This is a genomic window from Paenibacillus sp. P36, assembly GCF_045866505.1.
In the GTDB taxonomy this organism is placed as follows: Bacteria; Bacillota; Bacilli; order Paenibacillales; family NBRC-103111; genus Paenibacillus_E; species Paenibacillus_E chondroitinus.
In genome coordinates this window covers 4,038,211-4,064,366 of the sequence record NZ_AP038372.1, presented here as the reverse complement: position 1 = coordinate 4,064,366, position 26,156 = coordinate 4,038,211, and the positions used below count along the sequence as shown (strand labels likewise).

The window sequence follows — 26,156 nt, the reverse complement described above, 5'->3', positions numbered from 1 at the left end:
ACTACGAATTATGCACATAATTACGATTCATTCGAATATTAGTGAATCTTCCGAAAAATCGACTATTCTACGAAACGCTCCAAAAACAAAAATAGACCCACAGCAGTACGCTGAGGATCTACCTGTCAAATATCGAATTAACTTTTACAGTTCCAAGTAATACTCCTTTAAAACATCGTTTACTTTCACGGGCTTACCGCTTTCCATACTTCTTTCCATCGCTGTCAGAATCGAAAGAGTGTGAATCCCCTCCGCCAAATCCGGCTTCGGCGTTTCACCTTGTTCCAGACAATCCGCAAAATATTCAATGTAATTTTGGTACTCACCCGCATGATGGCTTGTTCCCTCGAAACGGAAATAGTACGGGAATTTCTCTTCGAACGAATGGGTCACAGGCTGCTCCGGCGGAAAATGCGTATGATACAACAGATTGGAGTAGACAGCTCTACTCGTCCCTTTCGTCCCCCTGAGTGTACAGCTTATACCTGGATCAATATGCTGCAGCGAAGGTTTGGTGTAGGAACCGGCCACTTGGGCGATTCGCCCCTCCTTATCTTTCATCACAAATCTCATCGAATCCGGCGCCGTTAACCCGTACTCCTTGTTCGCACTGCTCGAGTGCCCGTAACCGAACACTTCTTCGATCTCAGGCAAATACCATTTGGCCAGATCAACGGCGTGAATCATAAAATTATACAACCAACTGAACCCCCGCTGCCTGCTCCAATCTTTCTGCAAAAACCAGCGAGAGTCCGATATGTAAAAGGTTTCTACGGTATCCATTTCACCATGGCGGCCGGCTAAGAAATCATTGCGTTGATGAATCATCGGCTCAAAAAATCTGGAGCTCTGTCCCACAAAAACATGTTTGCCCGAGCTTTTCCATACACTAAGCAGTCCGCTGGCTTCTTCCAGAGAATGAAGCATCGGTTTGGTTACAATAACATGTTTGCCTGCTTCCAACGCCATTTGGATATGACGGCCGTGCAGTTGATCCGGTGTATAGATGGCAATGACATCTATTTCAGGATCATTGAGCAGATCCGCGTAGTTAAGCGTATATCGCCCAAACCCGAATTCATCCTTGCGCAGCTTGCACAAATCTTCATTAATATCGCAAACATTGACCAACTCCCAACGTTCGCTTTGCAGCGCTGCAGAGATAATGCTGCGTCCTTCCCCAAGCCCGATAACGCCTAGTTTGTATTTGGGCTTATTCATAGTGTGTCCAACTCCTTTTATTAAAAATTAGCTATCCTTTGACGGATCCGGATGTCATCCCGGAAATGATGTATTTTTGGCCAATAAGATAGATGACGATGACCGGCAGTGTTGTAAGTACAATATCCGCCGAAACTAAGTTCCAATTGACCTGAAAACGTCCATAAAAGTTGTAAACGGCTAACGTCATCGGCCACTTCGTCGAAGAGTTCAAATAATATAAAGGAAGCACGAAATCGTTCCAAGCGCCCATAAAATTCAAAATTGCGACTGTCACAATGACAGGTACTAAAAGAGGAAGAACAATCGCGTAAAATAGCTTGAATGGCGGGCATCCGTCCACAATCCCTGCCTCGTCTAACTCTTTTGGTACAGAGGCTACGAATCCATAGATAAGAAATACACTGAACGGGATCGAGCCGACGGCCAGTAAAATAATGATGCCAAGCTGTGTATTAATGAGATGCGTCATTTGCATGACTTTGGTTAAGGTAACAAAGTTGACTGGCATCGCGATGCCCATGATGACGAATAAATAAAGAATCCGATTCATGAACGTTCGGTTTCTGGAAAATACATAAGCCGCAATGGAAGCAAGCGCAATTCCTAGCACGGTTGACACACTGGCGTATAGCAAGCTGTTAAAAAACGATTGGATTAGTTTACCTTGTTCAATAACAACGGCATAATTGCTCCATGCCAAACTTTTCGGCAGGTTCATACTCATTGTGTTTGCTTCCAGCTGTGTTTTCAGAGAATTGATGACGATCAGCAGCAGAGGAATGAACATGAGCAAGCTAAGTGCCCAAGCAAATACGTTTCGAAGCAAGGAGACAACGGGGTTCATTCTCATGCGCTAATCTCCTCTTCTTTGGCCATCAACCGAATCACGAAGTAGCCGACAATGGTCATGAACAAGAACAGTACGGTTGACAAGGCTGTCCCTACGCCGTACCTTCCTTGCGAAAATTCCTTGAAAATCGTCGTATACAGCACATCCGTCGCATAGCCCGGACCCCCATTCGTCAGAACGTACACAACCTCAAAGACCTTAAGGCCATGCAATAAATTGAGCACGGTGGTAACGACGAGAGCAGGCATCAGAAGTGGGACCGTAACATATTTGAACTTTTGCCAACTATTTGCACCATCGATCTGTGCGGCTTCATAGTAGGTTTTCGAGATCGATTGCAAGCCGGCGAGCAGGATGATCATGATGTACCCTACACCCTTCCATGTATCGACGGCGATTATTGATTTGAACGCCCAATTCACGTCAACGAGCCACTTTTGCGTCAGGACATCTAAGCCGATTGCTCGCAGTGATTCATTCAGAAGGCCTGTAGCAGGATTAAGCACGGATTTGAAAATAAGGCCGACCACGAGCATCGGAACGATCGAAGGCATGAAAATCATCACTCGGTGAAACCCTTTCATTCGAATGCCCTCGTTAAGAGCGATGGCAAATGCAAGTCCGAGCAACGTCTTCAGAATCACCGTCGATACCGTAAAATTGAGCGTATTCATAATAAACTTCATGTATTTCTCATCGGCTGAGAACAGCGATCTGAAATTATCAAAACCGATGAACTGAATGTCATTGGAATACATGTTCCAATCGGTGAATGAATAGTAGAAGCCCATCAATCCCGGTATGATAAAAAAAATCAGATATAACCCGAGTGTCGCCCAACTGAAATAAGAAGGATAAATCTTATTGTTCATAGCGGTAAACTCCCCACTCCGAATAGAATGCTAATCTCTTTTATTTGGCCCAGGCCGGGTCTTTGGCCACCCCTGCCATGTCTGCTCTTCGCTTATCAATGCTTTTCAGTACATCGATTGGCTCCATTGCCTTACTGAACATCGCAACCATATCTTTCCCCATATCCATCCATTGCGGATTGACATAGTTGACATAATCCTGGAGGTCAGTGCCTCGCTTTGGATAAGCCGCAAACAGCTTTTTCTGCTCGTCGGTATATTTATCCTTAAGTCCTGTGAAGTTTAGATTCGAGACCGTCTTGTCGTTGTCGACCATATATTGCAGATTTTCCGGTTTGGCTAAAAAGGCTAGATACTGCTTCGCCTCTTCGATATGTTTCGATCCGGAATAAACGAACTTACTCGGACCACCAGGATTGATGTAATAAAATTGATTATCGGCAAGTGGAATCGGGAAGAATCCGAAGTCTTCGGTTTTCAGCTCGGGATTAATTTTGGTGACATCACCTGGTGTGCTTTGTGTCGACAGGGACATGGCAAATTTACCGCTAGCCAGTTTGTTCGCTGTATCCGAACCGGTGTCAGAGAACGTGTTATCACCAAAAAATCCGAGATCATACATTTCCTTCAGCTGAGTCAAGGAGGTTTTCATGCTTGCATCATCAACAAATTTCTTTTTGTTTGCGTTCAGATCGTTGTACAGATTAGGCGTAACTTCGTCATACCGAGGTCCCGGTTCTGCGAACCAAAGCACATGGTGCCAACCGTCTGCAATAGGTTCATAGATCGGCGTTATGCCGGATTGCTTAATTTTCAAGGAAGCTTGCTTGAACTCTTCATACGTTTTTGGCACGCTGATCCCGAGCTTCTCATAAATCTTTTTGTTGTATACAACGACAAAGCTGTTGCCGGTATCCCAAATCGTAAGCGCATACACTTTTCCGTTTAGTGAAAGCTGCTCCAGTGAAAGCTTATCCTCCCGCTTGGTCCACTCTTGATCGCTCAGATCAACGGCATTTTTCTCTACGTTGTAATTTAAACTTATCTCACTTTTGCCGCTTTGGCCGCCGAATAAATCCGGACCTTCCTTGGCATTCAGCTTCGTCTTCAGCACATTAAAGTATTGGTCGGCTGGAATAATTTGATAATCAATACGGATGCCGGTTTCGCTCTCAAACTTTTTGGCCAGCTGCATCTCCGTATCCTTAATCCAACCTTGGCTTGCAATATACGTTAGCGTCACGTCTTTCTTAGCGGGAGGTTTGCTCTCAGTTGCAGATGTTTCGCTTTTTCCTGCGGGCGTTGCAGCACTACTAGTCGCACTTGGCGCAGATCCACTGCTGCATCCTCCAACCAATGCCACGGTAACTACAGATACGGCCAACATCCATAACGGCTTTTTCACAACACCACTCCCCTTGGTTTATGACCCTCATAAATCCGCTTACATTTCGGATATGCCCTCATTATAGATGCCGTGCCCGTTATCTAACATGGAGAAATCCGACTCCTTTTATGCACAAATTTGACTTGCATACGCTTTCAAGAAAAGCTTTGACAAAACGGTCGACCCGATGGAAAATGAAAACAACAAAGGCACACCGACCGTTTGGAGGCAGCTTATGTGGACTAAACACCGCAACATACGCTCGATTCTTTTCTCCACCTATTCGTTCATTATCGTTATCGTGTTCACCGTTCTGGTTGCCTGGTTCTATCTATGGGCCTCCGATCTGCTGCGAAAGAATGCGACGGATACCTTGGAAAGCATGGGACAGTCCATGCAGGACAACATTGATTCCGAGTTCCATAAATTAAACGATGTTTCGCTGAATGTGATGTACTCCAACCTCGTGAAAAATCATTTTCAAAGCTATCTTTCCCTCACAACCAACTCGGAACCGAAGCAGCAACCAGAGAACGTTAATGTCACCAGCGCTGAGAAATCAGTGCAAAATGCCAAAGAATTGACAGACATCCTCACGGCTGCAATCGGTCCATCTCGGCCTGTTGAACAGCTGTATTTGTATGATTTCAAAAGCAAAGTATATGGCAACGGCTTTGATAATGGAGAACGAAGCTATGTCCCCCAAGATAAGCCTTGGTTTAACACAGTGATGAATAACGCAGCTGGAAAATATATTGCTCTTCCTGTGCCCGACGAGGAAATGTCACGTTTCATCTCCTCGCAAGAGAAGCAGTTTTCGATTTCTTTATTCCGTCTTTTCTACGATAACTACAATACGCCAATGGGGATTATCGAAGTTAAGCAGTACTTTAATCGCATTTTCAAAAGCGCTATCGATTTTACTGAACGTAATCCCTACCAAGCTAAAGTCCTCGTTTACAATGATGCAAACGAAATCATCTATCCCACGAATGCAGATAAAGAACGATACTTGCCCTATATGCAATATAAGGGAACGGATGGTACAGCGGGAGACCAAATCTTTTACAATCAGGATACGGGGGAAAAAGCGCTGTTATCGCTGCATTACTCCGACTTTACCGGGCTCAGTACGGTCATTATCGTGTCTGAAAACAAGTTGCTGTCGCCTCTTTTCACCTTTGCGAAGCGCACGGTGCTAGTAGCTCTGGTTATTCTGCTGTTGGCTATTTTACTATCCTTTCTTGCGGCAAAACGGATTACAATGCCGATTCAAAAAATTCATCGTTCCATGCGAACCATGCGATTGGAAGACCTCGGCACTGAACGTGTTGCCGTACCCCAGTTAAATAGCGGATTAAACGAACTGGACCAGTTGTATTGGTCGTTCATGAAGATGAGCACGCGGCTAAAGCAATCCATGGATGATTTGCTAATGTCGCAGCACCAAGAACTGCAAGCGAAACTGATTGCTCTGCAGACGCAAATGAATCCGCATTTTCTGTATAATACACTAACGACAATCCAGGTTATGGCGCAGGAAAATATGAACGCGGAAATCGTTGCCATGACCGAAAATATGTCCGACTTTCTTCGTTATTTCTCGGCAGACGGTTCCCTGGTCGCTCTCAAGGAGGAAGTTCTGCATACCCGAAAATTTTTGGAAATCAATCAAATCCGTTTCGGGCGTAAGCTTCAGTTTGAATTTGACATCGATGAGCAGCTCACAGAACTGCGAATACCAAAGCTTATTATCCAACCATTAGTGGAAAATGCGCTCAAATTTGCAACCAAACATCAGCCGCCATGGACGATCCGTGTGAGAGGAACAATCTCAGGTAACCATTGGCAAGTTGAAGTTGCCGATACGGGAGAAGGTTTTAGTGAGGAAAGCTTGCAAGTTCTTCATGGGAAAATCAAGGAAATTGATAAAACGAACGTACTTCCTTTACTCCAATTAAACGGAATGGGACTGTTAAATATTTATATCCGCATGAAACTGATGTACGGTAACGATACTATTTTCAGGATTGTAAACGATGGGCAAGGCGCGACCGTCATGATTGGCGGAACACTTACGCAAGGAGGTATCAACGAACATCATGGTCATGGAGGAACGGCTGTTAGTTAAGGTCATCGTCGTCGAAGATGAGGATTTGATTCGTAATAATCTTGTTAAGCGAATTGAGAACCTTTGCGGTACGGTAAAAGTCATCGGCGCTGCGCAAGACGGTAAAGAAGCGCTTGAGCTGGTGCGCCAAGATCAGCCTGATCTTATCGTGACGGATATTCGCATGCCCGTTATGGATGGGCTGGAGCTTATCAAGTCGCTTGACAGCTACTTTCCTCGCATTCGCAAAATTATCGCCAGCGGCTATGCCGATTTCGCCTATGCCAAGGAAGCTATGCAGTATAACGTCAAAGATTATCTGCTCAAACCGGTTTCAACAGAAGAGCTGCAGCGCGTGCTGTCTCGGAACATTTCGCTTATTGAGAATGAGAGAGCTCAGTTTCAGGACCATTTAAAAGGTTTGAACATGCAAACGACTCAAAATCCAGAGGATATCGTTCAACTTGTCCGTGAGTTTATGCGAGAAAACTTCACCAAAGAGTTAAACCTTGAACAAATTGCACGGCATTTCAATTTCACAGCCTCATATTTAAGCAAAATTTTTATCAAATACACCTCCGAACCTCCCTCCCGCTACCTGATGACACTGCGCATTAATGAGGCCAAATATCTGTTGACGCATTATCGCAATTTAACGATTAAAGAAGTTGGCGAACGTGTCGGTTACCTCGATCAGTTTTACTTCAGCCGAATTTTTAAGCAGATGACCGGCTTCACTCCCAAGGAATATCAAAGATAAAGGCTGCCGATTTTATCAGAAGGGCACCCTTCTCGACGTCGATCGACAGCCTCGTTTGCTCTTTAATAATTGCCGGCAAAACGGCTCGGCGGCGGCACATTCCCTTCTTTATCGAAGTTGTCCATGTACACGGCTCGTTTCGCCACAGTATCCTCTGCTGCATCCAAGGCTTTCACGTTGTCGCCCTGAAACAGTTCATCAATAATCCATTTCTGCCCGAACCCGGCATGAACCACCTCATCGGCCCAATCGAAATCCTGGAATGTCGTCATTAACGGGTCCTTGACGACATCCCGGCAGAATTCCCACTCTTCTCTTTTTCCCGGTGGATATTTCATCGCAGCTTTTTCTATAGCAATGGTTAGATGCGTATATGCTTCATCCTTATTGAACAATTGACTGGTCATATCATACCAGCCCGTCCAATTCGGGATGGCATGAACATCGTAGCCCTTACTCCGCAGCGCCGCTTCTCCGAACCAGCAGTGCCTGACCTCATCCCAACAATGTCTGGCGGTATCGTAGTAAAAGGACCACGGCTTCCCTTCCGTAGAAAAGTGCACATAAGCGACACCTTCGGCAGGCGACATCTCGAAGTAACGGGAAAGCATCATTTGAAGAAAACGTCCTTCGTCATTGTCTTCGAATGTCATGCCCTTCATTTTAACGACGGACGTTTGAAACCGATCATCTCTGGTGCTCGCAACAGGGAGCTGAAAGGGTTCCGTCTCCACAATCAAACTCGGATTGGCTGGTATCTGATCCTCGCATCCATCAATGCCCCCAGCTGCTTGCAGCAGCGCTTGAATATACTGCTTCCAGCGCTCTGCGCTCTCTACCTCTTCCCCGCTGGCGGATGCCATAAAGTGAGCAATCGCCTGCTCGCCCCAAACCATTTGCCCTTTGCGGTCGCTGAGCTGATGCTGCAAAAGATGGATCGTCGGTTCATCCACGAGTGGTTGAGCTTCAGATAGATACCTGTTCACCGCATTGATTGATGCTGGCTTCAGCACCTCAAATAAAGCGACCAGCAAGTTTAGCGTATTGGACGATTCCAAAATTGTCGTCATCAACAGATCTAATGCATCATCCGGGCACTTCTCAAATGCTCTCACGCCCATCCGAAGCTGCTTGCAGCGGTTGCGGAACTGGTTATAAAATTCGGCATCCTGCCAGGTGAACCGAGCTAATGCTCCTTTTACCTCATATTCAGGCCGTGCCGTCATGTGTCCCGCTTCTAGATTCATACAACGCCGATCAACGTACGCAATGCGCTGAAGACGCTTAGCCGATTCCTCAACGGACAAACCAATTCGATCCCATTGTTCGATTCCCATAAACGGATGCAGCATCGTAAAACATCTCCTTCAAATGTTTGTACTAAAGATATCTTGAATAACTTCATATTACGGATAAATCAGTGTAAAATGAATTCACTACAGGTCGAAATCTTTGTACTTTTCTACATAAAGGAGAAACTTGAACGTGGAATTCATCTCACAATTCGGTTTAAGCAGCAACTTCGGCAAAGTCACATGCGAACGGACTTGGAAATGGGATACTCGGCAGCAGCCATTGGAAGATTTCGATCTCTGGTACGCTTGGAGCGGTTCGGGCACGATGCTGCGAAACAGTTTGACATCCCCCATCGGAGGTGGAACATGTTTCGTATTCAGACCGGGAGACCGCACAGCAGCAAGCCATGATCCTCAGCAGCCCTTAACCGTCACTTATATTCACTTTTCTTTGGCTGATTATCAGAAATTGCTACCTTCAATGCCATCTGGTACTCATACTGTGAAGGATCGATACCTTTTTGAAACTTATCTCAATCGTTATGTTGAAGCGATGTTGGAGAATTCGTCAGATTCCGCTATTGAAGGAAAATTGTTGTTAACTTTGATGCTGATGCAGTTAAAACGCGAGGAAGAACAGCCGGCCTTGCACCCAACCGATCATACAACCTCGCTCATTCGAATGCTTGCTCACCGTATCCGTCAGACACCTGGCATGCCACATTCGATGGAATCATTGGCGGAGAATGCCAACCTATCCCCGCGCTATTTTTCTCTCAAATTCAAAGAAGTTATGGGAATATCCCTGGAACAATATATCATCCAAACGCGCATTGAGCGGGCTGAACATTTGCTGCGCTATAACGGGATGAATGCCTCTGAAGTCGCCGAAGCGTTGGGATACAAGGACTTGTCTTTCTTCAGCAGGCAGTTTAAAAAAGTAAAAGGAAAAAACCCTTCCGAAATCAGGAAAGAAGGGTTTCAAATTCCAAAGTAAATCCTGCGGAGTCTTTCTTATATATTCTAAGTTCGGTACTCCCGAATTTTTGTATCCAGCAATCCTGGCTCCCGAGGAATGGCCCTACAGCCTCAAGTGTGTTTTCATGCAAGAAACTATCGACTGGCAGCCATACCCCATTCCCAAATGTACGGGAATCGCGCCATTTCCCGGAGAGCAGCCATTTCCCAATGATCACGATTGCCCCTTCTTCCGCTTTTCTTCGGACAGCGTGGAGCGTTTCATCGGTGATTCGGGAACCTGCTACGAGAATCAGTTTCGGGTGGCCAATCTGCTCAGCTCGCACAGCACTATCAAAGACGAGAACATTATTAACCGGGTAAAACAACGGATGAATAGCTTCCGCAGATAGAAAGCCTGCACCATGCTTCAGCGGAAACTGCTCAAACGGCACCCTTTGCTTTAACTCATGGCGCGGGAAATGAAAGCCAGGAATGTGCATACAGCTGCCATGCGATGGTATAGTGCCATGGCTAAGCAGATGCCACACTTCAAATATACTATTAGTCTCCTCAGGACTCCTGCTGCTGCGGTTTCCAAATAAACGGGCGTTCTGTCCGTAATTGCTATCATCCGAATGGATGATGACAATGTCCGGAGCAGCATCGGAATGCCGCCAAGTAAGTGGATGTTCGGGGACGAAATCCCTCACGAATTGTTCCCAGATCTCACCAAACTCAGTTTTACGGAACCGGGTGCCATCATAGGCAAGCAATGCGTCCACATTTTCCGTAAACAGGTGTGTCGGGGACATATAGTACCCTAACTTCAGGGCAGATTCGTATTCGGCAGGAGAATGTCCGGGAAATCCGGATGTTCGGGTAAACCAGGCTCCAATATCCGGTCCCCACAAGTCGGCACAAATCCACATGGAACGTCCATATTGCTTCGCAGCTCCAAGCGCCGTCGACAGCTGCAAGGATTGGAACGATTCTTTCATGATTTTAGGACAAAGCGTCATGCCCGCCCTTGCCATCGTATGAAACATGACGGGGAAAACCTGCTCCGAAACTAAGGGAACGGAGTCCCCGTCAAAACCGTTTTTGTTCAGCAAATCATGCACCTGCTTCACCCGTTCGGAAACCGCAGCAATGACATGTTCCTCTGATTGAGCCAAGTTGAGACCTTCGGTCTCCGCCCAATGCGGGAACCATCCATCCTTGCGATACTGTCCGGCATTGATTTGCAGATGCTCAGGCTCGTCATACAAAAGCCCGATTAATTTCCCGCTGGCTGCTGCTGCAAGGATGGCTTCATCCGGGACATCATAACGATTCGTCCCCTGAACGAACGGACCGTTAATGTTGCCATATTCATTCCCCAGGGTAACCTCCATCCCGGAGTTGACCATATCATTTAACATTTCCGTTTGCCCGGACAAGTCTGGAAACATATGATGCACGTAAAACTGAGTGCCCAACTCCTGCAAAACAGCCATATATGAAGCCGAGTCCGGCAGAGGGTCTTGGGATGGAGTGACCATCCCCGTTCCTGTTCGCATTAGCCGGTCGGATGCTTCCTTGGCCCATGGATCCTGCCAGGCGAGCACAGGACCTTGGAGTCCTAATTTAGGGCGGTGGCCCCTATCATTTTTCACTTTTATACACCCCTTGTAGGTTGGACAATTCTCTCTGGCTGCGTATCTTCTTCAGCGCTATAGAGCCAATCCATTGTATCTGCGCTCACGCCTTCATGGGACACATCACGTGTCATCAATCTTTGTTCACCGGAAATGATGCCTACAAGCAAATAAGCTCCTTTGCCGAACACCAGTGTATGCCTGCCGGCTTCATACGAATAAGCATGAATATTTAAACTTGGATAAAAATAGACCTTCATGCCGTTCGTCAGAACCGGCACTAATCCGCCTCGGTCATCTGCATGCGTATTTTCCTCCAAATTTGGCGCCTTCAGCCACTGGGAGTCCGGTGAATTGAAATACCCAACCAAGATCATAGACTTCTCCGATAACTCAATGTCCAGATTTACGCCTTCTTTCGAGGCTTCCCGCTGGCTGAAGCGAATACCGGTCAAACCTGTCAGTTCTTCCGCGCAATTTTGAATAAAGACATCTCCATCATTGAAAATATACTGCTGCTTCTCAATCGTATACGTCTCGGCATTTTTGGAATGCAGTACGAAAGGAACGGCTTGATACGGCTCAATTTTACCACCTGTATCCTTCAGAGCTGTTGGTAAACGACCTTCTTTTAAACGCTGCACCTGTTTCGTTAAATTTTCAAATTCCTGCTCATAAAGCGGCAGACAGTCTCTCCAATGACCATAGGTTTCTCCATTCGGGAATGGTACCTTTCGCTGAGGTGTTTGCATGCTGTTGGCGTACAGGTAAGTTTGATTCGTCAAAGCAGTAAGCTCTCGATAATTCCTAAGACTCTCTTCTACATGTGTCTGCGCGCTTTCCAGCAAGTCAGTCCGTTCGAAATAACGTCCTCCGACCGTATGCTTGTAAGTTAGAATGTTGATTGCAGCTCTAACTTTATACGTGTAGGAGTAAGTCATAAGCCGAATCGCTTCAACGTCATTGACAATTCGGTCGAACTCCTCCTTATTCCGGCTTACCGAACCGCCTGCTTTTCGAATCGCATATACTGCTTTTTCCGTGTCACGTTCAACTTCCAGGATAATATCCTCAGGCGTCTCTCCGCTATGTGGCTTGCCTCCAATTTCCTTAACAACATATTCCTCCAGACGCTCACCTTGAGGAGCTTGACATTCCCATAACTCCTTCCAAGGCATATAGCGATCAGGGTTGGTCAATTGACTGAGTGTCATGCCCAGACTCATCGTCTGCCGATTCCCCTCGGTAATCCCGAAACGGCGCAGAATTTTGGGTGCACATTCACCTGATTCCTCGTAGGCTGTCAGGATCAACTCACCAGCTTCTCTGCTACCGAAACGCTCGGCGAGAAGATCTATCCAATAGCGTCTCTCCTGTTTGGGATCTCTGTCCGGATTCCAAGCATAACGAAACCAGGAGGCAAACCAGATCCAATCGCGATCAAACTGACGCAACCGAGGTGCAGCCTGATCCGGTGAATACGGCCAATCCCAGTAAAACAACGGGTACAAGTGAAGCCCGTTCGCGCCAAGCCGGTATTTGGCCGCTTGCATACTTTTTTGAATAAAAGAAGGACTGCCCCAACGGAATGGCTCCAAATTGGCCAAAATATGCACGTTGATCATGTGAATCGTCTCCAGCGAACTAAGGTGATTATGAATGTTCTGCCAGCGCCCTCTAGGTGTGAATGTGGTCAGAGACTCTCCATTAAACTTGGCTTCTGTATAAAGGTTTGGATAATGCGGGAGTGCGGCAGCCATTACGTTTTCCGCGTTGATAGCGTGCGAACGGACGATGATCGGCGGCTTTTCTTTCAGCTGCAAATCCTTTAAACCCTCATTAACCCCTTCAAGAATCGTTTCCGTTAACCATTCTGCCCCATAGAGCTGTCCCTGCAGCGCCTCCCCTAGGCATACCATCAAACCTACATTGGGGAATGTTCGGACAAATGCCGAAATGCTCTTTTTATAGTAGTCGCTAATCAGTGGCGTCGGTTTCGGCTGGTGCAGCTCCAGGCCATGCTTCTGTGCAAACGGCAGCGGAATATGGATATTGTAAAATTTAAGAACGATCCAAATGCCGCGTTTATTTCCTTCCTCTGCCAGCCAATGAAACGTTTCTACGTTCAGCTGAAACTCGTCTTCCGTCACTTCGAGCGCTTCCGGGTAATCGTCAAGCTTCACGAAGGAGGAGAATGGATGCCCCGTCCAGATGTAGACGACATTGCAGCGCTGCGCTAAGAGCATATCAAGGAAATCAAGCCAAAGGGCCTTATCGTAAAACCAAGGAAATCTCGCCGGTGTCACGGGATATTCATAGGTGCGGCGTGGCGGCTCTACCTTTGTTTTCTGCAGCCCGAGTGCGGGTCCCCGCAGCACGAATGACGGCGCATCGCCAAAAGCCAATCGATCGGGAAGCCCCTTCTCTTCACGAAGGATAGCTGCCAGTTCTTGACACCCATATAGTGTACCGGTATCGCTGCCGCCGGAGATGACGGTCAATTGACCAGGAAGCGTAGCTAAATAAAAACCTTCTTCCTCAGGAGCCTGCGTATGATAACAGAGGATTTCCTGCTCCTCCAGAGATCGGATCAAGTCGGATTCCTTACGGTTGCCGATGTAGATTTTCGTCCCAACCTGCTCCCGATAATGGGTTGTCATCCATGGTTCAGACGTTTCAACATGATAACCTTGGTCTTCCAGAGCCTTTGTAAGAAGTGCCGCACCGAACAAAATTCTTGGCGCTGCATGATCTTGTACTGACAGATAAATCGTTCTCATATCCATTCCTCCCTGTTCTTACTGGATGCACGCCTAATCTCGAATCCTTTATTTGATGGATTTCTGGTAAATAGCTAACGCTTTATCTAATCCGACCTTATTCAAATTGGCCAAGTGATCGTTCCACACCTTATCATCTTCGATATTAACCAGACCCATAACCGCTTTCGTAGCGAATTGGTAAACCTCGTTCCAAACCCCTGTCATAGTAGCATTCACCGTATTGCTGTCATCTTCGGAAAGCGTGGCATATGGCGCCAAGAACGTCGTCATCTGTTTGAAGGCAGGCGCTGCTTCCGTCGTAATGGCATAAGTCGGGTCGGATTTTTGAGCCGCATCGCTTTTTGCAATAAAGTAGTCAAAGCCAAACTGCTCCAGCACTTTTTTACGATCCAAATCATCTTTATAAACAGGAACACCGTCTTTCATGACGTATGTCAAATTTTCTACACCTAATTGGTTAAAAAGCTGACCCTCTGGCGTTGACGACCAATCCAAATATTTCAGCAAGCGGTTTAATTTGTCTGGTTCATTCGCCAGTTTGTTGCTTAGAATGGAGCCGAACAGGGAGAAATCCGGTCCCTTAAACATGACGGGTTCTTTGCCGCTGGCTGTATCTGCGATATACGTGCGGGCGTATTCCCAATCGGCATTTTTGTTCTGTTTTTCCAAGCTCACAATTTGGCTCACCCATTGAAAGTCGATCACATCTTTCCCGTTCAAACGATTTTGATTGAATTGATCTTCCGTACCTGTGGCAAAATCTTTTTGAATCAAACCGGCCTTATACAGCCTCGCAAGATATTTCAGCATGTCGCGTTGTTTCGTCGTTGCCGGAGAGAAAACAACTTGATTATTCATATCCGGATCTTTCCAGAAACTGGTCCAGCCTGTCGACCCGGCAAAGTCTGCTGGTACACGGAACGTGTTGGCAAAGCTGTTGAGCAATGCTTTAACGCCTGTATTGCCTGAGCCGCCACGTATGCCAATGCCGATGAAACTTGGGTTCGACTCTTTAATTTTTTGTAAAGCAGCCATTAATTCGTCGGTTGTTTTCGGGAAAGAAGTGATCCCTGCTTTATCAAAAACATCTTTTCGATAAATCCAGGCCATTGGATCGTAAGTCGTCGTAATCGATGGCAGCATATAGATTTTCCCATTTACAGACGTAAAGTCTTGCAGCATTTTCCATTGTTCATCCGTGTAAAGCTTTCTGTAGTTAGGCATTTTGTCAAAATAGTCCCCGATTGGGAGTAAATAGCCGGCAGAGGCCCACTTCTTCACTGCATTCCAATTGTTCATATTCGGTATAAAATCCGGGTAGTCACCCGATGCAAACATTACATTGTATTTATCCATGCCTGCGGAAAGTGGGATCGCCTGGTAATCCCATTTCATGTTGAATTTCTGCTCGGTTTGCTTCGTATATTCGTTCGGCACCGCATTTGGCGCATACTTCGTCTGACTAACGACTTTCAGATTAATGGTTTTGTCCATGCTATTCGGATCTGAAGCGGCTTTTGCGGTTTCGGTCGAGCTTGTTGTGGTGACGTCAGATTTATTTGCATTGGTTGAACATCCTGATAAAAGTGTAGTGGAAGACATGCCAACGACAACAGCGGAAACGATCCATTTCTTTTTCAACATACTCAAAACCCCTTTTCCTCACAAAGTTAGATACAAATGAGATGACCTTGAAACCGCTTACGATTTGACCATCCAGAACCCCCTCTCGCATAAATCGATGTGCTAACCTTTTAAAGAACCAATCATGATGCCCTTAACAAAATATTTCTGGATGAACGGATACACAATCAACATCGGTATGATGGAAATAACGAGAGTAGCATATTGGACGCTTTGCGGAGTAAGACTGGATTGCACATCGTTCGCTAACGCAACGTTCCCGGATGCGGCAAGCTGCTCGGCCAGCGAATTTTGCAGCACAATATCCCTTAAAATGAGTTGGAGCGGATACATATTGTAATTATTCAAATACATCATGGCCGGGAAAAAGGAGTTCCAATGCGCTACGGCATAAAATAAGGAGATTGTAGCCACCGCAGCCGTTGATAAGGGCAGCACGATCCTAATAAGCGCTCCGAAATCGCTGCAGCCGTCAATTTTGGCAGCCTCTTCAATCTCAACGGGAAATGTCCGAAAGAAAGAAATCATAATAATTAACCACCATGGGCTCATCAGGGATGGAATAATTAAAGAGGTATAGGAATTCACCATGCCTAGCGATTTAACAACCAGAAACAGCGGAATAATGCCACCACCGAAAAACATGGGAATGACTACGAAGGTAATGAAATAGCCACGCATGACCAAATATTTCTTGGAAAGCGAATAAGCAGTAATCGTTGTAATCATGACATTCGCGATAGTTCCCACGAGGGTAATAAAGATGGAGTTTACGAATGACTTGGGAATATGAACATCTTCGAACATAATCGTTCGGTAAGCGCTCAAATTAAAACCTTTTGGGAACAGAACGACCGAACCGTTCGAAATATTCTCCGGAGAGCTGAACGAAACGGCGATAATATTTAATACTGGAAACAACGTCACGATGATGACAATGAGCATAACAAGATGAACGATACTATCCAGCAACTTAGAACTTAATGTCCTGTCTTTAACCACGCCATTCCCTCCTTCCTAATTTCCTACCACAGGCTTTCACCCGAAACTTTCTTCGCCAAGTAATTAGCGCTTACCAAGAAGATGACGTTAATGACAGAATTGAACAAATCGACAGCTGCGCCGAAGCTGAAATTCATGTCAATTAACCCTTGCCTGTAAACATAAGTGGAGAAAACATCCGCTGTGTCGTAAGTTAACGGGGAATACATTAAGATAACTTTCTCAGCACCTACGCTTAGTACACCAGAGAGACTTAAAATGAGCGTTATGACAATAACAGGTTTAATCGCCGGCAGTGTGATGTGCCAAATTTGTTGAATCCGCGTTGCCCCATCGAGAACGGCCGATTCATATTGTTCCGCATCGACTTTGGATAAGGCCGCTAAATAAATGACAGCCCCCATGCCAAGATCTTTCCAAATATGCGATGAAATGAACAACGTTCTGAACCAGCTTGGCATTCCGAAGAAATAGATTGGTTCCATGCCCAGTTTTACAAGGATCAGATTCACAACCCCAGTTTCGGGAGCAAGCATTAGCTTCATCATGCCGACAATAGCTACAATGGATAAAAAATACGGCAGATAACTGACTGTCTGCACAAAACTTTTGTAATACCGGTTGCGAAGCTCGTTCAGTAATAACGCAAAAAGGATTGGCACCGGAAAACCAAAAACAATCGAATATAATCCCAGCAAAAACGTGTTGCGAAGCAGCATCCAAAAATAAGGACCGTGTATAAAGGTTTTAAAATGGTTTAATCCAAGCGAGCCAGCCCACGGAGCTTTCAGAACACTGTAAAAAAAAGATTCCCCGGCCTGCATTTTAAAGTTTTTAAAAGCAATTAAAACACCGTACATGGGAATATAAGAAAAAATGAAAAAGTACAAGAGGCCCGGTACTAATAACAACAGCAAGATTTTCTGCTGCTTTACTCTGTGCCAGAAGAAGTTACTTGCTGGCGCCGGCTTAGTAGGTGCATGCATCACGACGGTGGCATTATCACTGGTATTCATAGGTTTCGCCTCACCAACTTTCTCAAATATCGGATATCGCCGTTTGTTATGGCAGCGCTTTATAGACTCAACTGTAGCTGCGATAGGCAGCATCGTAAAGGAACAGTTCATGTGGCACACACATTTCCTAATTGCGATGGTGATAAATCCAAATACAGTAAGAACTCTGTGACGGTAAGCTTATTAAGCGCTTACATAAAGTGCCATTCACCACTTTTCCCACGGAACAATAATTTTTGGCCATACATTAATCATGGTAACGCTTACATCATGATCGAACTTTCATCCATTCGTTGTGTGCGCCTAGTTTAATTAATCGCGCACATGAAAAAAAGCGCATGCTCTGCGCTTTGCTCGTGTTACTGCTATGTCGTTGAGTCCCGATAAGAAGTCGGCTGTGTCCCGAGCGTTCGTTTGAATGCACGCCTAAAGCTTTTGTCACTATTGTATCCGACCTCAAGCGCAATATCGTTAATGCTTTTCTCCGTGTCGCGCAGCAGATGGCAGGCTTTGTCCAAACGCATTCTCTCCACATATTCGGAGAAACTCGCTCCTGCATACTCCTTAAACTGCACGGAGATTAAACTCTCCGAACATTTAAAATGATCGGCCAGATTGGCCAACCCGAAATTGGCATCCAAATATTGCGCATGCACTATTTCCATCATATCATCTGCCATTTTATGATGTTTCTGTTTCTTATTATCGTTGATATGGTGACAAACGATCTGTAGAGCGGACTTCACCGTTGACCACTGCGGTTCAGCATGATTTTGCATAAATTCAAGCTTAGCATTCAGCTCGTTGTAGGTGGCATATCCGAATTGCAGCTGTTCCATCAATTTATATAAGGTACTTTGAATTTCACTGACCAATTGTTTCCTGGTCGTTGCGCTTAGCTGTCGTTCTGAGTGATTTTGTTCCTCCAATTGATAGAGGATCTGCTCTAACGAATCCACATCGCCGTTTTTAATCGTATGGACTAATTTCATTTCCAGATCCAATGGATAGTAATAATAGTTGGAGCCTTGCGCGATGTCCTCATACCAGATGACGACATTTTGACCCCCAGAAACGGCATAATCTACGGCTTGCCTGGCTTCATTATGTGATCGCCAAACCTCGTGCAATTGGCTGTACAGGCGACCGATTCCGATGGAGAGGCGGATTTCATTATCCGCGAGCACGTCGTTTCTACCACTTTTCCAATCGTATCGAATCCGTTCTACATGGGTTTCCGCTTTATAGGCTTCAAGGGAAACAATGATGTCAGCCCTGTCTGGGTTTAAGCTGATCAAGTAATCGTATCCATGAACAAGCTCATAGAGATACATCAGGATATAGTCCTGAATCGCTTTCCCACCATTCGGCGCAATCGTATAGCCCTCTCCCATTGAAATGGAAACGGCAATCGCGTAGAATCGGTCCCCCTGAAGGGAAACTTTGGCCTGAGACAGAGCTTCCCTGCTATCCGCTTCGTTTTTATAATACCCTCTCATTATTCGCTCGATCATCGAAAGCTGAATCAATGGTAGCTGCTGCTCCATTCGGGTGTTCAACATCCGGTTGCTTTCCAACAGCTCGGACATCGGTTTGCTGTTACGGTAAGCCATTACAATGGCAACAACGATTCCAAGAATTAAGGTGGTAACGGTTATCATGACGATCATTCGTTTGATATAATCCGCTTTGGCAAGTACGACACTTGTAGGGAGAGCGGCGATATAATTCCAGCCATTTTGATCAGACCGCGAGTGTGAAACAAGCATGTTAATCCCGTTCATGGTTTCAAAGGAAGATCCGGAGCTTGATGCAGTGGCTTCCGCGCTTGGCTTGCCGATTCTCACATCATCGACGGAAGTTGGAGCTATCATTTGCCCTTTGGTGTCTAAAATATAAGCAAACCCTTTGTTTTTGATAACCAAACGCTGAAATAACCCGTTGATATCATTTTGATTGATGAAAACGACGATCGAGCCCTGAACTTTGCCCTGAAATCCATTTGGCAGCGGACTTACATACGCAATCAGCTTGTAGTTCATCGCACCGATTTGTACCGCATCCAAATTATAGTATTGCTTCTGATCGCCGCGCGTCGATACGGAATCCATCCATTCAGCTAGCGATTGATTGCCGATTCGGACGTTATTGTCCCTCAAGTCAAATGAAGTTTTGGACGTGATCACCGACTGGCTATTCTTGAAGGATAAATAGATATCGAAGAAAAATTTATTCGTGATGGTATATTGATTCAACGTGTTACGCAGTAATGAGAAATTATAGAGCTGCTCAGGTGTCGGAGTAGCGCTTACATTTTGCATTAAATTCAATACATCGTTATTCACGGAAAGCGTCGAGACGACATCGTCTACCTCAAGAAAAAGTCGATCGACGATATCCTGGCTCATCCTTAGAATTTGCAGATTCATTTCCGCTGCATCCTCAGCCAGAACCTGCTGCGTCTTATAATATTGCTGAACTCCAATCAGAATTGGAATTAGCAATATAAGCAGATAGGATAAGACAAACTTCACAAAAAATGATTGTTTATGCAAATGCGTGTTTTTCCAATTCCACATGTGAAGCATTCTCCTTTCAGAGACGAAACGCGATCAAGCTTATTTCCAATACTTTTGAAAAATGTTCAGCATGTCTTGCAGCCCTGCTTTATTGAGCTGATTCAAATAGTCCTGCCAAACGCTATCCTTGGATGCATCTTCAAGTCCCATCACCGATTTGGTCGCAAAGCGATACACGACATCTTGGACAGTCCCCATATAAATGGAAAGCGTTTCCCAATCCTGGTCCGTAAAGGGAGTGCTCCTGGGCTCGACGTACGGTAGCTTTTGATACACCTGCCAAGCCTCATTCGCTTTCTTGGACGGTTCATCCGAAGAGAGAGCTATGGGGCTTTTACTTAAAAACCAATCGAAGCCGTACTCCGAAGCTACCCTTTTGCGATCGTTCCCCGCCGTATAACGCACCGATTCACCGTCATGTTGGTAGGTCACATTTTCCATGCCCATCATGTGGAAAAGCCTGCCTTCATCGGAAGCCGCCCAGTCGATATAGCTGAGAATCCGATTTCGTTTGGCTTCATCTTGTAATAACTTGCTGCTGAGCAGAGGGCCATAAAGGCTTACTGAAACAGGACGGAACTCAAGTCCCGGCTTCTCATAGGCTTGTGGATGATAACGTGAATAGTCCCATACGATACCTGGATGATTCACCGTATCTTTCTGCAGATCTGCCACTTGACTCACCCATTGGAAATCGATCAAATCCTTGCCTTTCTTCCGCTTATCGGCCCACTGTTCTTCGGATATCGTCGCAAATTCCTTCTCGATGAGCCCTTCTCTGTAAAGCTTTGCTAGGTAGATCAGCATATCCCGGTGTTTTGGCGTAGCTGGCGCATAGACCACTCGATTCTGTGCATCCGGATCGTTCCAAAAGCCAAGCCAACCATCCACACCGCCGAAATCCGGAGGTAACCGAAAAATATGCTGAAATCCTGCCAGCAGCGATTTAATTCCCGTAGTATTTGGTCCGCCACGCACACCGATGCCGTCAAACGACGGATTAGCTGCTTTCAATTTCTTCAAATCTTCATAGAAAGCGTCCGTTGTTTTGGGAAACTCGGCAATACCTGCCCGCTCAAATGCATCTCGCCTATAGATCCAGGCCATAGGATCTCTAACATCTATTTTGGATGGAAGCATATACAGCTTGCCGTTAATCGTGGCATAATCTTGGATGTCCTTCCACTCTTCTTCATTGAATAATTTCCGATAGTTGGGCAGACGGTCGATATAATCGCCAATTTGCAGGAGATAACCGGCTTCGGCCCAGTTTTTCACCGCAGAGAAATTGTTCATCGTTAGCACCATATCGGGGATTTGTCCGGATGCGAACATCACATTAAACTTGTCCATCCCCGATGTTACCGGAATTGACATGTAGTCCCACTTCATATGAAAGCGCTTTTCTATTTCGGCAACAAAAAAATTATTCTTACCGATTGGCGCATATTTGCTTTGATTGACGACACTTATTTGCAGGTTAGCATTGCCCGTTTGATCTTTAGTAGAGTTTTCCGCCTCTTGCTGCGATAAGGTTAATCGGCTGCATCCGGCAAGAATCGTTACCACGATAAGGATGAACGGGATGAACCTACTGCGAGAATGGCTGATTAACATAAGCGCCCCCTGCATCAGAATCCATTATTTTCTTTATTATACTTTATTTCTAAAAGGGTGGGGAGTTTAAAGTTCCTACTTGTTTCCATCATTATTCCTTGGTATATAAAAAACCGATCAACCTAAGTTGACCGGTTACACAGTAGAAACTAGTTAGTCAAGATGCCCTCGACAGCTCTATCTACGGTGATTTTCACATTCGTATCAATCGCTTCCACACAATCCTCAGGCAGTTGGATGGAAATTCCATCTGCATGCTGCCGGTAAGGGATGGCTCTGCCCGAAATCGTTTGACAGGCGAGTACTTGCTGCTGAATTGCCGGAAGTAGCACATGACTGAATGCTTCAGGATTAAAGATATGCAGGTAGATAACATTGTCCTTGTAAGTAGCACCGTAGACATCATCCAGCGGTTGAAAAGGACCCCCTCTGGTTCCATAAATGCTCTCCCCATGAACCTTCATCCATTCGCCGATTTGTCGAAATAACAGCACTTGATCGTCCGGAATCTTCCCGTCTTTATCCGGTGTGACGTTCAGCAGCGCATTACCTCCTCGAACAAAGACGTTGAGAATTAAATCCATCACCTTCTCCAGAGCCATCGCTTTATTCCCCGGCTGCCAAGCCCATGAACCGCCAACGCTGAAATTTTTCTCCCACGGGAATGGAATGATGCCGCCGCGAATGTCATGCGGTCCTTCGTCACAGCTGAAATCGCCTTCCCAGCCGGATCGTTCGTTAATCACAACCTTCGGATTATACGTGCGAACCATCCGGTTCAATTTAACAGGTTCCCATAACCAGGCGCCGCCTGCATCCGATCCCTTGTGGGACAGCCATGAGCCGTCATACCACAAAATATCGATTTGACCGTAACGGGTCATGAGCTCCGATATTTGATCATACAGCTGCTGCTTCATCTGCAGTGCATTCTCGTACTGCTCCACCGGATCAAAATACCCCGGGAAGCGCCAATCCATCGGTGAATAATAGAGACCGGCATGAATATCATGACGATGTGCGGCCTCTGTATATTCTTGGATGAAGTCGCGTCTAGCCGCCGCCTGCATGGTTGTATAGTTTCCGTAGCTGCCCGGACTGTCCCAAAGGGCAAAACCGTCATGATGGCGGGCTACCATCACCATGTAATTCATGCCGGCATCCTTCGCCAGCGTCACCCATTGATCCGCATCAAAGGCTTCCGGATGAAAGGACATCGCGATGTTTCGGTAAGCTTCCGCGGGGATCTGTTCATGATGCATGACCCATTCCCCTCTTCCTAGGATGGAATAAGCTCCCCAATGGATGAACATGCCGAGCTTGGCATCGTGCCACCAAGCGCGGTCTTCTTCTGACAGCTTTAAAGTAGCGTCTTTAATGCCGTCTGTGCTTTTAAATCTAACATTACTTTTGAGCATCGAAGCAAGTTCTGCGCCACTCATTGCTGCAGGCTCACCATTCGAATAAGTTAATCCTAATGTGGCAATTCTCCTGCGATTTATTTCATTTTGCATAAGCTTTTTTACTTCTTGTAAAGAAAACCAATAAGTGTCATCAGGATTCCCCAACTGGTTCTGGTATTGATTAATTTTCGTCCCATATGCCTCTAACTCTTCTACAGAAAGCGCATTCAAAATCTCGCGCGCCGAATCGCGTTTTTGTTCGAGGCTCTGCCCGCTTAAGATTAGATTTTCGACAAGATCAAGCTCTAAGGAAGTTAGCACGGTTGTTTCCTCCTACAAGGCTGATTACAAATCCAAAGAAAAATCATGCATAATTTGTTTTACTTTCACGGGCTGCCCCTTTTCCATGCTTCGTTCCATCGCCGTCATCAAGGCTATCGTGTGTATGCCTTCTTTCAAGTCCGGCTTTGGCGTTGTGCCATGGTCCAAACACTCGGCAAAATATTCGATATAATTTTGATACTCGCCGGCATGATGGCTTGCTCCCTCGAACCGGAAATAATAGGGGAATTTTTCTTCATACGAATGTGTAATCGGTTGCTCTGGCGGGAAATGGGTATGATAGAGCAGCTTGGAATATACCGCTCTACTTGTGCCTTTAGTCCCTCTGAGCGTGCAACTGATCCCAGGATCCACATGCTTGATCGTTGGCTTGGTATAGGAACCGGATACTTGTGCGATTCGGCCTTCCGTGTCTTTCATTACGAATCTCATCGTGTCAGGAACGGTCAGGCCATAAGCCTTGTTATTGCTGCTCGAATGCCCATAACCGAACACTTCCTCAATGTCAGGCAAATACCATTTAGCCAAATCAACAGCGTGAATCATAAAGTTGTACATCCAGCTAAAACCCTTCTGACGGCTCCAATCCTTTTGCAGAAACCAACGAGAATCTGAGATGTAATAAGCCTCAACCGTATCCAATTCACCATGACGGCCAGCCAGAAAATCGTTCCGCTGGTGAATCATCGGTTCAAAAAAGCGGGAGCTTTGCCCGACAAACACATGCTTACCCGATAATTTCCAAACACGAAGCAACTCGTTAGCTTCTTCGAGTGAAGGAAGCAGCGGCTTAGTTACAATGACATGTTTCCCAGCTTCCAACGCCATCTTGATATGTTGGCCATGAAGCTGATCAGGCGTATAGATCGCTATGACTTCTATGTCAGGATCGTTTAGCAAGTCCTCGTATTGGCGTGTATACCGGGTAAGTCCGAATTCTTCACAACGCAGCTTGCACATTTCTTCATTAATGTCGCATACATTTGTTAGTTCCCAACGATTACTTTGCAAGGCAGCCGAAAGGATACTGCGGCCTTCGCCTAAACCAATTACACCTAACTTGTAAGATCGGCTTGTCTTGGGCAGTGCAACTTCCTCAACCAAATGTCCCGCTTCGCTCATTTATTGAACAGCACTCCTCTCTTCCATCATCCCTCTTTTATCTGAGACGACTCCGTACAGGGTCAACTTTAGATCACAATTGCCTCCTGCGTAAAGGAACAGTTCTTTTGGACCATACGAATGATTGTAAATGCGTCTACATTTGTTGCATTTATCACTTTAAGACCCTTTGCTCACCCAAAACGTAATACGGTCACCATTATGAATCGCAGTTCCTGGTGTGATGTCTTGCTTGAATACGGTTCCCTGGGCGGCGCTGCTCGACTCCAAGAAAAACTCGTAACGAAGACCTGCGTCCAAAGCCATCTTCTCTGCCTCCTCTCTCGTATGATTGACCAGATCCGGAACCACGCCGTGATCATCTTGTCCTGTGCTATCGCCAGCAGGAGTCGGATGAGTTTGGGCATCTCCAGGCTCAACCAAGGGTGTAGGAGTACGATCGGGTGTTGGCGATGCAGAGGGTTTCGAAGAATCTGCCCCACTTGTCGATACCGCTGCGGAATCGGGCTTAGCCGTCGTCGGCTTCTTCGCATCATTCGCATAGTCCGCGTGCGGACGCATCGATAAGAAGAAGACCAAAACAAGTACACAGACTCCGGCGGACGCGATCAATGGCCATTTGAGGACAATCTTTTTCTCGCTTATAGTAGAAGGTTTGGCATCGAATTGCGTACGAGGTTCTCGCTTCTCGCCAGAAATACCAAGGATTCCCTCCAACTCCAGTTGAAAATCTTCAAGCGTGCACAAGCCTTCATACGCCTTGCAGGCTAATGCAACGGCACGTTCCCGAGTTGCTTCTGCCATGTCGGCAAATAACAAACCCATCTCATATGAGTAAGCACTCATTGAGGACGTTGGAATATCGCTTTTCGCAGCCAGCTGATAAAGCAGCAAACCCAGACCCGGAGCACCGCGCCTCCCGTTGCTCCCCTCCGTCCAACGATTCATGATCTGCAGCTGACCGTTATCTGTGATCCAAAGATTATTCACTTCTACCGAATACGCCATCTGCTGTTTCAGTTGTGCTTCTCGAATAGCGATAGCCAACTCGTGTACATACGTAAGTGCTTTGTTCCCAGTTATCTCCACATCGTTCAGCCGATCGGATAATAGACTTCCCGACTCCGCCCGAAGTACGGCATACAACGATCCCTCTTCCGAACCGAAGTCCAGCATCTGCATGAAAAACTCGTTGGAGATCTGCGACGCTTTTTTCATCCACTGTAAAACTTCCTCGTGCGCTAATGCATCACTTTCTTGAAATATATATAAAAGAACATCCCGCTTAGAGGCTACATCCTTCCCTCTCACGATCTGTCCATTCGTCATTTGCTTAAGCGGTTGAACGATCCTATATCGATTTGCAAGGTTTGTAAGGTTACTCATAGACGCTTTCCTCCTTATACGTATAGTCTATTCGCCAACCAGCCATCTTTTAAGTCACAATTGGCCGTAATTACCATATCTACAAGGCACTCAAACATAGGTTGAAAATGAAGAAAATTTTCTCATAATATCCACTTTTTTCGGGTAATGTATAGGGGACTCACATT

The 26,156-nt window shown here is 45.9% G+C and carries 18 protein-coding genes; 3 read left to right on the top strand and 15 right to left on the bottom strand.

Going from position 1 to position 26,156, the window contains the following annotated elements; translation table 11 throughout:
* Positions 1-144: 144 nt before the first annotated feature.
* From ACKTT9_RS18200 to ACKTT9_RS18185, 4 genes are read right to left on the bottom strand one after another with little or no spacing between them, the layout of a single operon-like run.
* The gene (locus ACKTT9_RS18200; protein WP_407872691.1) at positions 145-1,221 is read right to left on the bottom strand and encodes a Gfo/Idh/MocA family protein; all 1,077 of its coding nucleotides are present in this window, start codon (positions 1,219-1,221) and stop codon (positions 145-147) included.
* Between the two features lie 31 nt (positions 1,222-1,252).
* Entirely contained in the window at positions 1,253-2,074 is an 822-nt protein-coding gene (locus tag ACKTT9_RS18195) for a carbohydrate ABC transporter permease (RefSeq protein WP_407872690.1), read from the bottom strand.
* Complete coding sequence (locus ACKTT9_RS18190; RefSeq protein ID WP_407872689.1) at positions 2,071-2,946, bottom strand: carbohydrate ABC transporter permease; 876 nt, start codon at positions 2,944-2,946, stop codon at positions 2,071-2,073. The genes ACKTT9_RS18195 and ACKTT9_RS18190 overlap by 4 nt, the downstream gene beginning before the upstream one ends.
* A 40-nt stretch (positions 2,947-2,986) precedes the next feature.
* Positions 2,987-4,351: an ABC transporter substrate-binding protein gene (locus ACKTT9_RS18185; RefSeq protein WP_407872688.1), complete on the bottom strand. Its 1,365-nt coding sequence runs from the start codon at positions 4,349-4,351 to the stop codon at positions 2,987-2,989.
* 217 nt (positions 4,352-4,568) lie between these two features.
* Here ACKTT9_RS18185 and ACKTT9_RS18180 point away from each other — a divergent pair, with 217 nt between their 5' ends.
* Complete coding sequence (locus ACKTT9_RS18180; RefSeq protein ID WP_407872687.1) at positions 4,569-6,464, top strand: sensor histidine kinase; 1,896 nt, start codon at positions 4,569-4,571, stop codon at positions 6,462-6,464.
* Positions 6,436-7,203, top strand: coding sequence for a response regulator (locus tag ACKTT9_RS18175; protein ID WP_407872686.1), 768 nt, complete (start codon positions 6,436-6,438; stop codon positions 7,201-7,203). Before ACKTT9_RS18180 ends, ACKTT9_RS18175 begins: the two co-directional genes overlap by 29 nt.
* 62 nt (positions 7,204-7,265) lie before the next feature.
* On the opposite strand, the gene ACKTT9_RS18170 is transcribed toward ACKTT9_RS18175, so the two are convergent.
* Positions 7,266-8,555 (bottom strand): hypothetical protein, encoded by a 1,290-nt coding sequence (locus ACKTT9_RS18170; RefSeq protein ID WP_407872685.1) that lies wholly within the window; start codon positions 8,553-8,555, stop codon positions 7,266-7,268.
* Positions 8,556-8,688: 133 nt separating this feature from the next.
* On the opposite strand from ACKTT9_RS18170, the gene ACKTT9_RS18165 reads away from it, so the two are divergent.
* Entirely contained in the window at positions 8,689-9,495 is an 807-nt protein-coding gene (locus tag ACKTT9_RS18165) for a helix-turn-helix domain-containing protein (RefSeq protein ID WP_407872684.1), read from the top strand.
* On the opposite strand, the gene ACKTT9_RS18160 is transcribed toward ACKTT9_RS18165, so the two are convergent.
* The 10 genes from ACKTT9_RS18160 to ACKTT9_RS18115 all read right to left on the bottom strand — a co-directional run bounded on the left by ACKTT9_RS18160 (position 9,464) and on the right by ACKTT9_RS18115 (position 25,989).
* Positions 9,464-11,113, bottom strand: coding sequence for a hypothetical protein (locus ACKTT9_RS18160; protein ID WP_407872683.1), 1,650 nt, complete (start codon positions 11,111-11,113; stop codon positions 9,464-9,466). The two genes, ACKTT9_RS18165 and ACKTT9_RS18160, sit on opposite strands and share 32 nt — an antisense overlap.
* A gap of 2 nt (positions 11,114-11,115) precedes the next feature.
* A complete protein-coding gene (locus ACKTT9_RS18155; RefSeq protein WP_407872682.1) occupies positions 11,116-13,875 on the bottom strand; it encodes a hypothetical protein in 2,760 nt (919 codons plus the stop codon).
* Positions 13,876-13,923: 48 nt separating this feature from the next.
* Positions 13,924-15,522, bottom strand: a complete 1,599-nt coding sequence (locus ACKTT9_RS18150) for an extracellular solute-binding protein (protein ID WP_407872681.1) — start codon at positions 15,520-15,522, stop codon at positions 13,924-13,926.
* A 102-nt stretch (positions 15,523-15,624) separates the two neighbouring features.
* Positions 15,625-16,524: a carbohydrate ABC transporter permease gene (locus tag ACKTT9_RS18145; RefSeq protein WP_407872680.1), complete on the bottom strand. Its 900-nt coding sequence runs from the start codon at positions 16,522-16,524 to the stop codon at positions 15,625-15,627.
* A 23-nt stretch (positions 16,525-16,547) separates the two neighbouring features.
* A complete protein-coding gene (locus ACKTT9_RS18140) occupies positions 16,548-17,540 on the bottom strand; it encodes an ABC transporter permease (RefSeq protein WP_407872679.1) in 993 nt (330 codons plus the stop codon).
* Positions 17,541-17,905: 365 nt separating this feature from the next.
* A complete protein-coding gene (locus ACKTT9_RS18135) occupies positions 17,906-20,119 on the bottom strand; it encodes a helix-turn-helix domain-containing protein (protein WP_407872678.1) in 2,214 nt (737 codons plus the stop codon).
* Positions 20,120-20,158: 39 nt separating this feature from the next.
* Positions 20,159-21,736 (bottom strand): extracellular solute-binding protein, encoded by a 1,578-nt coding sequence (locus ACKTT9_RS18130; RefSeq protein ID WP_407872677.1) that lies wholly within the window; start codon positions 21,734-21,736, stop codon positions 20,159-20,161.
* Positions 21,737-21,885: 149 nt separating this feature from the next.
* Positions 21,886-23,460, bottom strand: a complete 1,575-nt coding sequence (locus ACKTT9_RS18125; protein WP_407872676.1) for an alpha-L-fucosidase — start codon at positions 23,458-23,460, stop codon at positions 21,886-21,888.
* A gap of 24 nt (positions 23,461-23,484) precedes the next feature.
* Complete coding sequence (locus ACKTT9_RS18120; RefSeq protein WP_407872675.1) at positions 23,485-24,603, bottom strand: Gfo/Idh/MocA family protein; 1,119 nt, start codon at positions 24,601-24,603, stop codon at positions 23,485-23,487.
* A gap of 159 nt (positions 24,604-24,762) precedes the next feature.
* Entirely contained in the window at positions 24,763-25,989 is a 1,227-nt protein-coding gene (locus ACKTT9_RS18115; protein WP_407872674.1) for a PASTA domain-containing protein, read from the bottom strand.
* Positions 25,990-26,156: the final 167 nt, after the last annotated feature.